The organism is Microbacterium sp. ISL-103 (assembly GCF_018613995.1).
GTDB lineage: Bacteria > Actinomycetota > Actinomycetes > Actinomycetales > Microbacteriaceae > Microbacterium.
The window spans coordinates 1-13,811 of the sequence record NZ_JAGGPD010000039.1; the positions used below are offsets into that span (position 1 = coordinate 1).

At 69.8% G+C, this 13,811-nt stretch carries 12 protein-coding genes; 7 read left to right on the forward strand and 5 right to left on the reverse strand.

Annotation, left to right across the window (positions count from 1 at the left end; translation table 11 throughout):
• Positions 1-196 precede the first annotated feature (196 nt).
• The 4 genes from J7E68_RS01860 (at position 197) to J7E68_RS20235 (ending at position 5,545) form a co-directional block, all read left to right on the forward strand.
• Positions 197-823 (forward strand): sigma-70 family RNA polymerase sigma factor, encoded by a 627-nt coding sequence (locus J7E68_RS01860; RefSeq protein WP_251048527.1) that lies wholly within the window; start codon positions 197-199, stop codon positions 821-823.
• Positions 820-1,302: a hypothetical protein gene (locus J7E68_RS01865; RefSeq protein ID WP_215169333.1), complete on the forward strand. Its 483-nt coding sequence runs from the start codon at positions 820-822 to the stop codon at positions 1,300-1,302. Before J7E68_RS01860 ends, J7E68_RS01865 begins: the two co-directional genes overlap by 4 nt.
• Before the next feature lie 142 nt (positions 1,303-1,444).
• Complete coding sequence (locus J7E68_RS01870; RefSeq protein ID WP_215169335.1) at positions 1,445-3,019, forward strand: S8/S53 family peptidase; 1,575 nt, start codon at positions 1,445-1,447, stop codon at positions 3,017-3,019.
• 1,149 nt (positions 3,020-4,168) lie between these two features.
• On the forward strand, positions 4,169-5,545 hold the full coding sequence (locus J7E68_RS20235) for a CHAT domain-containing protein (RefSeq protein ID WP_215169336.1): 1,377 nt from the start codon (positions 4,169-4,171) through the stop codon (positions 5,543-5,545).
• A gap of 234 nt (positions 5,546-5,779) precedes the next feature.
• On the opposite strand, the gene J7E68_RS01880 is transcribed toward J7E68_RS20235, so the two are convergent.
• From J7E68_RS01880 to J7E68_RS01900, 5 genes are read right to left on the reverse strand one after another with little or no spacing between them, the layout of a single operon-like run.
• Positions 5,780-6,556 carry a DeoR/GlpR family DNA-binding transcription regulator gene (locus J7E68_RS01880; RefSeq protein WP_215169338.1) on the reverse strand — a complete coding sequence of 259 codons (777 nt, stop codon included), beginning with the start codon at positions 6,554-6,556 and terminating at the stop codon, positions 5,780-5,782.
• A gap of 28 nt (positions 6,557-6,584) precedes the next feature.
• Positions 6,585-7,439, reverse strand: a complete 855-nt coding sequence (locus J7E68_RS01885) for a class II fructose-bisphosphate aldolase (RefSeq protein WP_215169340.1) — start codon at positions 7,437-7,439, stop codon at positions 6,585-6,587.
• Positions 7,436-8,377: a 1-phosphofructokinase family hexose kinase gene (locus J7E68_RS01890; RefSeq protein WP_215169342.1), complete on the reverse strand. Its 942-nt coding sequence runs from the start codon at positions 8,375-8,377 to the stop codon at positions 7,436-7,438. Before J7E68_RS01890 ends, J7E68_RS01885 begins: the two co-directional genes overlap by 4 nt.
• Positions 8,368-9,366 (reverse strand): ROK family protein, encoded by a 999-nt coding sequence (locus J7E68_RS01895; RefSeq protein ID WP_215169344.1) that lies wholly within the window; start codon positions 9,364-9,366, stop codon positions 8,368-8,370. Before J7E68_RS01895 ends, J7E68_RS01890 begins: the two co-directional genes overlap by 10 nt.
• Before the next feature lie 24 nt (positions 9,367-9,390).
• Positions 9,391-10,287 (reverse strand): SIS domain-containing protein, encoded by an 897-nt coding sequence (locus J7E68_RS01900; protein WP_215169346.1) that lies wholly within the window; start codon positions 10,285-10,287, stop codon positions 9,391-9,393.
• A gap of 289 nt (positions 10,288-10,576) precedes the next feature.
• Here J7E68_RS01900 and J7E68_RS01905 point away from each other — a divergent pair, with 289 nt between their 5' ends.
• From J7E68_RS01905 to J7E68_RS01915, 3 genes are read left to right on the forward strand one after another with little or no spacing between them, the layout of a single operon-like run.
• Positions 10,577-11,821: an extracellular solute-binding protein gene (locus tag J7E68_RS01905; RefSeq protein WP_215169347.1), complete on the forward strand. Its 1,245-nt coding sequence runs from the start codon at positions 10,577-10,579 to the stop codon at positions 11,819-11,821.
• Positions 11,822-11,872: 51 nt separating this feature from the next.
• Entirely contained in the window at positions 11,873-12,847 is a 975-nt protein-coding gene (locus J7E68_RS01910; RefSeq protein WP_215169349.1) for a carbohydrate ABC transporter permease, read from the forward strand.
• Between the two features lie 2 nt (positions 12,848-12,849).
• Entirely contained in the window at positions 12,850-13,770 is a 921-nt protein-coding gene (locus tag J7E68_RS01915) for a carbohydrate ABC transporter permease (protein WP_215169351.1), read from the forward strand.
• Positions 13,771-13,811 lie beyond the last annotated feature (41 nt).

Sequence of the window (13,811 nt, forward strand, 5' to 3'; positions counted from 1 at the left end):
CCGAATGCAGGCCCGGATTACAGATGCACGCCCAGAACACGGTTTCCGGTCCTGCATCCGTCCATCCGTCCTGCATTCGGCACGCCGCGCGCCCCACCACCCCCGGAATCCCCACCAATATTCCGGAAAACAAACGGGGTCCATGTATCACCGAACCCTTGCCGTGCTCCTTGATGGTGTGATCACAATGGGACTCATGATCGACGGCGCACCCGACGGCGCCGCCCTCGATCCTGCACCGGACGACGGCGCGGCTCGCTGGAAGCGCGCTGCCGACTACTTCGACGCATGGCGGGACGGCGACAGCCGCGCGATGGACGACCTCGTGCGGCTGATGACGCCTGTGCTCTGGCATGTCGTGCGGGCCTACGGGCTCGAGCGCACGCTGGCCGAAGACGTCATCCAGACGACCTGGCTGCAGCTGGTGCGCGGCCACCGGTCGATCGCCGATCCGAGGGCTGTGTCTGCCTGGCTGACGACCACCGCCCGCCGCGAGGCCTGGCGGGCGGGCAAGGCCCACAACAGGGTCGACACGACCGAGGCGGATGCTCTCGACGCGCTGCTTCCCGAGCAGCAGTCCGCCGAAGACCACGCCACCACGGGAGATGAGAACCGACGGCTCTGGGCCGCAGTGCAGCGCCTCGCCGAACGCTGCCAGCGCCTGTTGCGCGTGATCGCCTTCGAAGAGCGCCCGGACTACGCGCGCCTCGCGGCCGACCTGGCCATGCCGGTGGGCAGCATCGGCCCGACCCGGCAGCGCTGCCTCGCCAAGCTGCGCGACCTGCTCGACGCATCGACACCACGGACGGAGGGCACCTCATGAGCGAGAACGACCGCGCCAACGGCGGCGACAACCACGAGGATGCCCAGCTGTTCGCGCAGCTGCGCTCGCTGTGGCGCGATGTCGACCCGATGCCCGCCGCTCTGGTCGACCGCATGATCGCCACCGTCGCCACCGAGGACCTCTCGGCCGAGTACGCGCTGCTGACCCTCGTGACCGAGCCGCTCGGCGCGGTGCGCGGCGACGCCGATGCACTGACCCTGCAGTTCAGCGACGGCACCACGAGCATCCTGCTGCACGTCACCAGCACCGCCGGCGGTGCGCACCGCATAGACGGCTGGGTCGACACCGCCTCGGCCGGCATCGAGCTCGTGCAGGGCGAGCGCATCCGCACGACGACGCCCAGCGACACGGGGCGCTTCGTGTTCGACGACGTGCCTGACGGGCTCACCCTCGTGCGGCTCACCACCACGGTCGGCGATCAGGGACGCACCCTGTCGACCCCGCAGTTCGAGTTGTGATGCACCGCGGGGCGACCCGCGCACGCAGCGGGCACCCCCGCACACCCCACGGGCTCCGCCCGTACACACCGCAGGGCGACTCCCGCACCTCGCAGGACGCTCCGCACAGGACGCGGGTCCGCCCGCGAGGAGAGGACCGACGATGGAGCAGCCCAAAGGCTGGAGCTGGCAGGACAGAGCCGAGGGATCGATCAGGCGCGGGACGGCACTGGATCCGTCGGTCGAGCCGGTCGACAGCATCCGCGCCTTCCCCACGGCGTATCTGCAGGAGCGCCTGCTGATCACGCAGGATCAGGAGAACGGCCAGGAGGCGTACGACCAGGAGATCCGCGAACTGCGCGAGGCGGCGGGCTCGTTCGGCTGGAGCCTCGAGATCGAGACGCCGGATGCTCTGCGCGCCGCCGATCCGCTCGTTCCCGGAGTCCCGGGGTTCCTGCGCGCCCGCCTGACGACGCCCGACGAACCCACCCGCGGCGAGTCTCCCGTGCCACCGGATGCCTGGCGCGTGCTGCAGCGGGCCCGGCGCAGCTCGGGCACGCCCATGCCTCGGACCAGCCTCGAGCACGTGCTGTCGATCGACCCGGTCGGACTCAACCCGTTCAGCCGCACGAATCCCTTCAGCCGCACGAATCCCTTCAGCCGCACCAACCCGGTGCGCGGCGCGGGCGGGGGCGCCGGCGGCAGCGACGACTACCTCGAGCCGGGGCGCGGCGCGCGTCAGCCGGTCACGTGGGTCGGCCCTGCACCTCGGCGAACCGCAGATCCGAGGCGCGGCCGGCGGCCTGTGGTGGCGGTGCTCGACACGGGCTGCGGCGTGCACGACTGGCTGCCGGACGACATCGTCACCCGGCACATCGAGATCGACGGCACTCCGATCGGACTCACCGACGACGCCGACCCCGAGGTCTATCCCGATCTCTACGGGCAGCTCGACGGCGAGATCGACGCGGTCGCCGGGCACGGCACGTTCATCGCGGGCATCATCCGCCAGACGGCGCCGGATGCCGACATCCTGTCGGTCCGCATGGCCGGGGCTCTCGGCGTGATCGACGAGAGCACGTTCCTGACGACCGTCGCGCAGGTCGTCGAGCTGCTGCGGCGTCACCGTGAAGACCCGGCCACCGGGCATCCGATCGACGTGCTCAACCTGTCACTCGGGTACTACCACGAGACGCCCGTCGACGGCCTGTTCAGCACGACCCTGAACGCCCTGCTCACGACGGCGCGCGAACTCGGATGCGTGGTCGTCTGCTCGGCCGGCAACGACGCGATCGACCGGCCGTCATTCCCGGCATCCCTCTGGCCCTGGCCCGGCGCCGACAACGGCATCCCGCGCGACAAGGATGCTCCGCACGTGTCGGTCGGAGCCCTCAACCCCTCAGCCCGCCCGGTCGCGCTGTTCTCGAACGTCGGCCCCTGGGTGCAGGTCTATGCGCCGGGAGCCGCGGTCGTCAGCACGTCGCCGGCCTTCGTGGGCGGCGAGCAGGCCAGCACCAGGGCGGACGTCGACGGGCTGCGACGCGAGACGATCGACCCCGACGACTACCGCGGCGGGTTCGCGACCTGGAGCGGCACGTCGTTCGCGGCTCCGTATGTGGCGGGGCGCATCGCCGCACAGCTCGGCGCGGTGCCGCCGCAGGGTGTCGCACCGGATGCCGCGGCCAAGGCCGTCGCCGCCGTGCTCAAGAGCCTGCCGTCGCCGGTGACAGGAGGGTAGACCGGCGCCGCCATCCGGGCACACCTGGTCACAGATGCATGCTCAGATCACGGATGCATGCCAGATTCGCCGATCCGGGCATGCACCCGTCATCTCGACATGCATCCGTACCCGGATCGACCACCTGCCCGCTGCCAGAACGGCGGATGCGGTCGCATACCTTCCCTGACGCTCCCCCGACCGGCATTCTGGTGAGGTGCCCCTATCTGCTCTCGAGCTGCATCAGCGCGGCGTCGAGGCGGCGAATGCCCGACGGTTCGCGCAGGCGCGTCGTGCACTGACCACGGCCTCCGAGCGCACCGACGACGACGACCTGCGTGCGCGCATCGACGGGACCCTGTCATACGTCCTCGCGCAGACGGGCCAGCCGGCAGAGGCCGAGCGCCTGTCACGCGAGGCGCTCGCACGCCCGGGACTCAGCGCCGAGACGATCGCCCTCGCGAACGGGCAGCTCGGCACTCTGCTGATGCACGGGGGACGCCTCGACGAGGCCGACCTGTTTCTCTCGAAGGCGATCGACGGACTCGACGACGGTTCGATCGAGAGCGCGAACCTGCTGATGAGCCGATCGATCGTCAGCATGCAGCGACACCGCCTCGACGACTGCGCGGCCGACCTGCAGCGTGCGATCACCGCCTACGAGACGCATGGCGCGGCAGAGCCGCTCGCCGAGGCGCGCCACAACCTCGGCTACGCCGCGCTACTGGGCGGCGACCTCGTCACCGCGCTCGCGCTGATGACGGGGTCGCGGCCGATCCTCGCGGCCACGAGCGACCTCGCCGCCGCGATCAGCGATCTCGACCGCGCCGAGGTGCTGCGCGACGCGGGCCTGACGACCGAGGCGGAGGAACTGCTCGGCGCCGTCGCCGTGCAGTTCGGTGCGCAGCGCATGCGGCAGGCTCGCGGCGAGGCCGAGTTCCACCTGGCCCGATCGCTCCTGCGTCACGACGCCTCTGCCGCCGAGCGCGCCGCCGCGACCGCATCCCGCCGGTTCGCAGCCCTCGGAAGCGAGGGCTGNNCCGGGGCGGCTTCCGCACCGAGGCCGCCGCGCTGTCGCTCACGGCACGTCTGGCCGACGGAGGTCGCCTGCCGCGGCTGACCGCCGACGCTCCGACACCCCTGCGCCTGCGCGCACATGAGGTGCGGGCGGTGCGGGCAGCCGCCGGAGGCAGAGATGCCGACGCACGTCGCGCGGCAGCGGAGGGCCTCGACCTGCTCACCGCCTGGCAGCAGTCGTTCGGCGCGCTCGACCTGCAGGCATCCGTCGCGATGCACGGCACCGAGCTGATGTTCGCCGGGCTGGCCGCCGCCGCACGCTCGCGCGACCCCGAGGTGCTGTTCGAGTGGTCGGAGCGCGCTCGACACCTCAGCCAGCAGGTGGCCCCCGTACGCCCCCCGCACGATGCGGCGCTGTCGGCCGATCTGGCTGAACTGCGGATGCTGCGCGCCGACCTCGCGGGATCCGACTGGACGACCGATGCCCGCGTGCGGGAGCTGCGTGATCGTGTGCGCGACCGGCAATGGTCCTCGACCGGGGCCGGCGGCAACCGTGAGCGCCTGGGACTCGGCGAGACCCGGTCGCGGCTCGATGCCGACACGGCGATCCTCGCCTACGTCTACACGCGCGAGGACCTGCTGTGCGTGGTGGTGACGGCCTCCGGTTCATCGATCGTCGAGGTCTCGTGGCCGCGCATCGAGGCGGCCCTCGACGGTCTCCGCGCCGACCTAGACGTCGCCGCCCTCACCCACGGAGGCCCGATGGCCGCAGTGGTCGCCCGATCGCTCGACGAGAGGCTGCGGCTGCTCGACGACGCGCTTCTGGCTCCCGTCCGCGCACGGGCGGGCGGCGCGACGCGTCTCGTCCTGACGGTGCCCGGCATCCTGGCCGGCATCCCCTGGGCGATGCTGCCGGGCATGTCCGGTGTGCCCTTCACGCTCGCGACCTCGGTCTCGCGCTGGCTGGGCGGCACTCCGAGAGACCGCCCTGCGGCGACCAGCGCGGGATTCGCCACCGGACCCCGAGTCGCCCGCGCCGACGAAGAGGTGCGTCGGGCAGCGGCGGCGTGGACCGACGCACCGATCCTCACCGCGGATGCTGCACGGGTGTCGGCCGTCACCGAGCTCGCCGAGAGCGTCGACGTGCTGCACATCGCCGCCCACGGGCGTCACGCGGTCGACAACCCGCTGTTCTCGGGCTTCGAGCTGCACGACGGCACCCTGTTCGGATACGACGTCGACCTGATCTCCCACGCCCCCGCCACAGTGGTGCTGTCGGCCTGCGAGCTGGGGCGATCATCCGTGCGCTGGGGCGAGGAGGCGCTGGGCATGACGCGCGTCTGGCTGCACGCCGGCACCGGCTGCGTGATCGCCGCCCCCGTCGTGGTGTCCGACGACATCGCCTGCGAACTGCTCGGGGCCGTGCACGTCGAGCTGGCGGCGGGCGCCGCGCCCGCCGTCGCGCTGGCGGCGGCATCCGAATCGACCGGGCTGAGAGCGCCGTTCCAGTGCCACGGAAGCGGACTCTGAATCTTTTCTCCAGTCGATGTATCAGGGCAGGGGTGACCCGCTCCTTATCTCCAGAAGGTGCCAGCGGAGGGCTTCGGAAACGAAGCGCGAGGGAGGCGCAGTCGAATTGGGGAACCCTCGTGCACTGGGGAGTGTGAGGGAACGACAGGACACCATCTACTCCGGGGATGTCGCGAGAAAGGGTCGCGGCATCCCCACCAGGAGTGCGTCAGAGAGCGGCGTCGGATGCGCAGGTCAGGCGGTCACGACGTCGTAGCCGGCCGCGCGCAACGCGGCGAGGGACGCAGCGTCGACGCCGTCGTCGGTGAGGAGAACGGGGAACAGCTCCGCACCGCCGACGGCGGCGAACGCGACCGTGCCGATCTTGCTGCTGTCGGTGACGACCACGGCGCGGCGAGCCCGCTCGGCCATCATGCGGTTGACCGCGGCCTCGCGTTCGTCCTGCGTGGTGGCGCCGGCCTCGGCATCCATGCCGTTGACTCCGATGAAGGCGATGTCGAGCCGCACTCCGCGCAGCAGCTGCTCGACGAACGGACCCACCAGCTCGTAGCTGCGCGAGTGGATCACCCCGCCTGTCACGACGACCTTGATGTCGGGGCGGGTGGCGAGCTGCGCGGCGATGTTGACGGCGTTGGTCACGACGGTGATTCCGGTGCCGGCCGCGAGGTCGTCACGGGCCGCGAGCGCTGCGGCGATCGCGGTGGTCGTGGTGCCGCCCGACAGTCCGACGACCATGCCCGGGGCGACGAGGGCCGCGGCCGCCTGGGCGATGCTCTCTTTCTGCTGCGAGCGCTGATGGCTCTTGTAGCGGATCGGCAGTTCGTAGGCGACCGAGTGGGCCACCGCGCCACCGTGCGTGCGGGTGAGCAGACGCTGCTCGGCGAGCGAGTCGAGATCGCGGCGCGTGGTCGCGGCCGAGGCTCCGAAGCGCTCGACGAGCTCGTCGACGTTCACCTCGCCGTCGGCGGCCAGCAGGTCGAGGATCGCGTTCAGGCGTGCGGCGCGCTTCATGTCACCATCCTGCCCGCATATCCGTGCCTCACCCCGAGACCTCGGCATTCTCGAGGGCGAAGAGCCGCAGCATCCGGGCAGCCTCTGCGGCGAGCGCATCGCGGGCCGGGTTCAGGTACTTGCGCGAGTCGACGAGCTTCTCGTCGGCGTCGAGGGTCGCGCGGATCGCGCGCGTGAAGAAGCCGTTGAGGTGCGTCGAGACGTTGATCTTGGTCATGCCTGCGCGCACGGCGTCGGCGATCACGGCGTCGGAGACCCCCGATGATCCGTGCAGCACCAGCGGAACGGGCAGGGCCCCGCGAAGCCGCCGGATGAGCTCGAGATCGAGGGATGCCGTGCGATCGGTCATCGCGTGCGACGAACCGACGGCCACGGCGGGCGCGTCGACGCCGGTCGCTGCGACGAACGCCCGCGCCTCGTCGGGGTCGGTGCGCACGCCGGGGGCATGCGCTCCGTCCTTGCCGCCGACCTCTCCCAGCTCGCCCTCGATGTAGACACCCGAGGCGTGCGCGCGCTGGGCGACGGATGCGGTGACGGCGACGTTCTCGTCGTAGGGAAGCGCTCCGCCGTCGAACATGACCGAGCCGAAGCCGAGGGCGATCGCCTCGTCGACGAGCTCGGGCCGCTCGGCGTGGTCGAGGTGCACCGCGACCGGGGTCTGCGCGCGCCGGGCGACGGCGAGCGTCGCCAGCGCGATCGGCTCGAGCCCGCCGTGATAGTCGGCGCAGTTCTGCGAGATCTGCAGGATGACGGGCAGGCCGGCGTCAGCCGAGGCGCGCACGAGCGCCTCGGCGGTCTCGAGGTGGATCACGTTGAAGGCGCCGATGCCGGTGCCGCGGGTCGCGGCATCCGTCACGAGCTCACGGGCGGAGACCAGGGTCACAGGGGGTCCTCTCGAGGGGGCGCGGCGAAGGGGGCGACGACGAGGCGCTGCTCGAGTGCAGACCAGTCGTCGGAGATCTCGCCGGCGAGCGGCATGAGCACGGCGGCAGCCGACCACGCGGTCGCGCGGCGCAGGATCGTCTCGGGGTCGCGGATGCCGTCGGCGAGAAGCACCGCGCAGGCGGCCACCCCGGCATCGCCCGCCCCGGTGGGGTTGCCCGAGAGCGGCGCGTCGAGCCGGGCGTGCAGCACGTCAGACTCGGTGACTGCGAGCATGCCGTCGGCGCCGAGCGAGAGCAGCACGAGTCCGACGCCGCGCGCGATCAGAGAGCGGGCGCCCTCGACGGGGTCGGTGAGTCCGGTCGCCTCGACGAGCTCGGCCGCATTGGGTTTGACGACGGATGCTCCGGCATCCGCCGCGCGCAGCAGGGCCGGGCCTGAGGTGTCGACGATCACCGGCACGCCGGCGTCCTGCGCCGTGCCGATCAGCAGCGGCACCAGGGTCTCGGGCGCCCCGGGCGGCACGCTGCCCGAGATCACGAGCACCTGCGCGCCGGGGAGGGCGTCGACGACCTCGCCGAGCAGCGCCGCCCATTCGGGGTCTGAGGGGTTCACACCCCGCTCGTTCACGACGGTGGTGTCGCCCAGGGCCTCATCGACCAGTGCGATGCTCTGCCGGGTCGAACCGACGACCGCGACCAGGCGATGGGGCACGCCGCTGGCTCCGAGTTCGGCTGCCAGCTCGACGCCGCTGCGCCCGCCGGCCGTCGACACCGCGAGCACCGAGGCGCCCTGCGCGTGCGCGACCCTGGCGACGTTGATGCCCTTGCCTCCGGCGCGCATCGCACCGGCATCCGCTCGGTGGGTCTCGCCGAAGGTGAGGAGGTCGACGTGCCAGGTGAGGTCGAGTGCGGGGTTGGGGGGGACGGTCAGGAGCATGCGAGCTCCCGTGCGCGCAGCGCCGCCCCGAGGATGCCCGCATTGCCGGACAGCTCTGCCGGCACCAGCTCGGGAAGGCGGTGGAAGCTCAGACGCTCGGCGAGCCGTGCCCGCAGCTCGTCGAACAGAGCGCCGCCCGCCCGCGAGAGTCCGCCGCCGATCACGATGGCCTCGGGCGCGACGACGGCGGTGAGCTGTGCCAGCGACAGCGTGAGCGCGTCGAGTGCCGAGTTCCAGATCTCGGAGGCGATCCGGTCGCCGGCTGCCGCTCGGGCGATCACATCCTTCGCGCCGTCGGGGTTGATGCCCGTCGCGTCGCGATACCGACGAGCGATGGCGCCGGCCGATGCGACCACTTCGAGGCAGCCGCGGGCACCGCACGCGCAGACGGGCCCGTCGGCGATCGGCGAATGACCGATCTCGCCCGCATAGCCGCCCGCCGTATAGGGCTCTCCGCCCACGAGCAGAGCACCCGCGATGCCGGTGCCGATCACGAGCACCACCGAGTTCGAGTAGGCGCGCGCGCCGCCGAGGCGGTGCTCGGCCCAGCTGGCCGCCCGCACGTCGTGATCGAACGCGACCGGCAGACCGAGCTTCGCCGACGCGAGGTCGCGCAGTGGCGAATCGTGCCAGCCGAGGTTGCTGGCGAAGACGCCGAGCCCGGCCTCCGTGTCGACGATGCCCGGCACGACGAGCCCCGCCGCCTGCGGGACGACGTCGGGATGGTCGGCGCGCAGCTCGGCGGCGAGCACTCCGAGCCGATCGATCAGCACCTCGGTGCGGTCTCCGTCGGCTTCAGGGGTGGGCGTCCGGCGAAGACCCAGAGCCGTGCCGTCGGCGTCGAACAGTGCCGACTTGATGTCGGTTCCACCCACGTCGAACGCGAGCACGGGCACGCCTGTGCCCAAAGGGCGCGCGGCCGAGAGCTTCTCGCCCGACGCGTCTCTCACGACGTCGGCGATGCTCGCGGCGTCGTCAGGGCTGGTCATCGATCGCTCCGCGGGTGGGTCGGGTCATGCATCCAGGATGACGGATCGCGTGAGGTTGCGCGGCTGGTCGGGGTCGAGACCCCGCGCGACCGCGCGGTCGAGGGCGACGCGGTGCAGGCGCACGAGGTCTGCGAGCGGATCGATCGGATGCTGCACGAAGCGCGCTCCCGTGGCCTCGACCTGTGCGGCCAGGCCCTCGGGCGCCTCGCCGAACTGCCAGGTGACCCGGCCCGGTGCGGCGATCGCGATCGGTCCGTGGCGGTACTCCATCGACGGGTACGACTCGGTCCACGACTGCGACGACTCACGCATCTTCAGCGCCGCCTCGTGGGCGAGACCCACGGTCCAGCCCCGGCCGAGGAACGAGTACTGCTCGGCGTCGCGCAGCTCGTCGTCGTAGTCCGCCGCCAGCACGGCGGCGGCATCCTCGATCGCGCCCGTGAGGTCTTCGCCGAGGGATGCGCGGAACAGAGCGAGCGCCGTCGTCGCGAAGCGGGTCTGCACGACCGACTTCTCATCGGCGAAGGGCAGCAGCACGGCGTCGTCGACGAGCGAGACGAGAGGCGAGGTCTCGTCTCCGATCACGCCGATCGTGGGCACACGGCCCTTGATGCGCTCGACCAGCTCGAGCACCTCGGTCGTGGTGCCCGAACGCGTCAGCGCGACCACGGCGTCGTAGCCGCGATCGACGAACGCCTCGGATGCCGCGAACGCGTCGGTCTCGCCCTGTCCCGACGTCTCACGAAGAAACGCGTACGACTGCGCCATGAACCACGAGGTGCCGCAGCCGACGACAGCGATACGGGCTCCGGATGCCGGCAGCAGCGCCTGCATGTCGCGGAGATCGGCGGCGCGAGCCCACGTCTCGGGCTGCGAGTTCAGTTCTTCGCGCATGTGTGCGCCGGGCAGAAGTTCAGTCATGTCGGACCCTCCGGACGAGATGTTGCAAGTTTGTGATTGTTTCGAGCCTTATTCGATCATAGTATTTCGACACAAGGAATCGATGCAAGGTTCCTCTTGATTTGTTTATTCTCCTGACAAATAATCGAACAAGTTCCACAGCCCCTCCGAAGATCGGTCCATGGAGGGTTCCCCGAGCCGACCCGGCTTGACCCGATCGTCCCGCCACCAGGGGAGGCGATCACACGCACCGTCGCGTGAGTTGTACTTGCGACTGTGCACCACCTACACAGTGAGGAATGCAATACACATGAAGAAGTCACTGCGATTCGGCGCCGTTGCCCTGGCGGCAACCGCCACTCTCACGCTCGCTTCGTGCGGGTTCGGCGGCTCCACCGGCGGCGGCGGCGACGCCGAAGGTGAGACCACCCTCAACCTCCTCGTCCCCAGCTACTCCGATGCCACCAAGGGTCTGTGGGAAGACGTGATCGACGGGTTCGAGAAGGAGAACCCCGACATCAAGGTCGATCTCGAGGTGCAGTCCTGGGACAACCTCGAGAAGGTCGTCTCGACCAAGATCCAGGCCGGCGAGGCTCCCGACATCTACAACGGCGGCCCGTTCGCCGGCTTCGTGGGTGACGAGCTGCTCTACCCGGTCGAAGACGTCGTGTCGGAGGAGACCTACTCCGACTTCCAGGACGCGTTCCTCGCGAACGCCGAGGTCGACGGCACCGCCTACGCCCTGCCGCTGATCGCGTCGGCTCGCGCGCTGTTCGTCAACAACGCGCTGCTCGAGCAGGCCGGCGTCGAGGCGCCCACGACCTGGGACGAGCTGCTCGATGCCGCGACCAAGGTGTCGGCACTCGGCGGCGGCGTCGCGGGTTACGGCATGCCGCTCGGATCCGAAGAGGCGCAGGCCGAGGCGGCCGTGTGGCTCTGGGGTGGCGGCGGCTCGTTCGGCGATGCATCCGAGATCACGATCGACACCCCCGAGAACCTCGTGGGCGCCGAGCAGATCAAGAAGATGATCGACGCCGGAGCGACGCAGGCCGACCCGGGTTCGACGCAGCGTTCGCCCCTGATGGACATCTTCATCCAGGGCAAGATCGGCATGCAGGTCGGCCTGCCCCCGACAGTGGGTCAGATCGAGGAGGGCAACCCCGAACTCGACTACTCGATCGTCCCGATCCCGACCGAAGACGGCTCGCCGTTCACGCTCGGTGTCATGGACCAGCTGATGGCGTTCCAGAACGACGGTGACAAGCAGGAGGCGATCACCGCCTTCTTCGACTACTACTACTCGGCCGACGTGTACGTGCCGTGGGTGCAGGCCGAGGGCTTCCTTCCGGTCACGAAGTCGGGCGCCGAGCAGCTCGCCGGCGAGGAGGCGCTCGCGCCGTTCCTCGAGGTGCTGCCCGACGCGCAGTTCTACCCGTCGACGAATGAGAAGTGGTCGGCCACCGACGGCGCCTTCAAGTCGCTGTTCGGTCAGCTGCAGACGAAGTCGGCGCAGGATGTCCTGGCCGAGATCCAGGCACAGGTCGACGCGGGCTGAGTCCCGCCGACCCTGCCCCACACCAAGCGACGGAGAGGTTCGGGTATTCCCATGAGCCAGACGAAAGAATCCTCGAACCTCGCGGGGGCGGCCACCGGCCGCCCCCGCACCCCGGGTCGCCGGCCGGGCGCCACTCGCGGCAGGCCCGGCGGCAAGGACCTGCTCCAGGCACTGCCCTGGATCGCCCCCGCACTCCTCCTCATCATCGGCGTGGTGCTCTTCCCCGCCGGGGTGATGTTCTTCAACTCCACGCGCGACATCTCGCTCTCGGGCCTCGACAAGGGCTCGGTCGGCTTCGACAACTTCGTGACGGTGTTCACGTTCGCGGAGTTCTGGCCGATCATCTTCCGCACGATCATCTGGGTCGTCGCGGTGGTGAGCTTCACCGTGATCATCTCGCTCGGGCTCGCGCAGATCCTCAACAAGGCGTTCCCCGGTCGGCAGATCGTGCGCATGGCCGTCATCGTGCCGTGGGCGGCATCCGTCGTGATGACGACCATGGTCTTCTACTACAGCCTCGAGCCGTACTTCGGGGTCTTCAACAAGTTCCTGTACGACATCGGGCTCGCCGACGACGCGGTCGGCTACGGCTGGACCAAGAACCCGGCCACCGCCTTCGCCTGGTCGATCGTGATCGCGATCTTCGTGTCGCTGCCCTTCACGACCTACACGATCCTCGCCGGGCTGCAGACGGTTCCCTCCGACACCCTCGAAGCCGCGAAGATGGACGGCGCGGGCGCCACCCGCACCTACTGGACGATCGTGCTGCCGCAGCTGCGCAGCGCACTCGCGGTCGCCGTGCTCATCAACATCATCAACGTGTTCAACTCGCTGCCGATCCTCAAGGTGATGACCGGATCGATCCCGGGCTACGGCGCCGACACGATCATGACGATGATCTTCAAGTACATCGAGCTGCAGAAGAAGGTCGACGTCGCCAGCGCGCTGTCAGTCGTGGCCTTCCTCATCGTGATCGTGATCGTCGCGATCTACGTCAAGGCCGTCAAGCCCATGAAGGAGGTCTGATCATGACCCTGACCGAGACCGCCCTCGTCACCACCGCAGGCTCCGAGCCCGCCCCCCGCATCCCCGGCCGCAAGCGTCGGTACACGGAAGACCAGGTGACGCTGCCCCGCGTCATCCTGCGCATGGCCGCCGGCATCCTCGTGCTCGCGATCTTCGTGCTGCCGTACCTGATCATGTTCTTCGGCTCCGTGAAGACGAAGTCGCAGATCCGCTCGGTCGACCCGACCTACCTGCCGGTCGAGTGGCATTGGGAGAACTACATCTCGATGTGGTCGACCCCCGAGACGCCGCTGCCGTACAACCTGATCTCGACGATCATCATCGCCGTGTTCGCGACGCTGCTCGTGCTGCTCGTCTCGCTGCCGGCGGCGTACTACACGGCCCGGTTCAAGTTCCCCGGCCGCATGGTCTTCCTGTTCCTCGTCATCGTCACGCAGATGCTGCAGCCCGCCGTTCTCACCTCGGGCCTCTTCCGTCAGTTCACGGTGCTCGGGCTCAGCGACACGTGGGCGGCGATGATCTTCATCAACGCGGCGTTCAACCTGTCGTTCGCGGTGTGGATCATGCACTCATTCTTCGCCGGCATCCCGAAAGAGATCGACGAGGCCGCCCAGATCGACGGCGCCGGACGCTTCACCGTGCTGTTCAAGATCAACCTCCCGCTCGTGTGGCCGGGCATCGTGACGGCCATCGTCTTCACGTTCGTCGCCTGCTGGAACGAGTTCGCCGCATCGCTCGTCATCCTCTCGACCGACAAGAACCAGCCGCTGTCGGTCGCGCTGACCAAGTTCGTCGGTCAGTACGAGACCAGCTGGCAGTACGTGTTCGGCGTCTCGATCGTCGCGATCCTGCCCGTCGTCATCCTGTTCATGCTCATCGAGAAGCGCCTCGTCGGCGGCCTCACCGCCGGCAGCGTCAAGTAGTCCCGGTCGCGGGGTGTTCCGGTCGCACTTCGTGCCGCCGG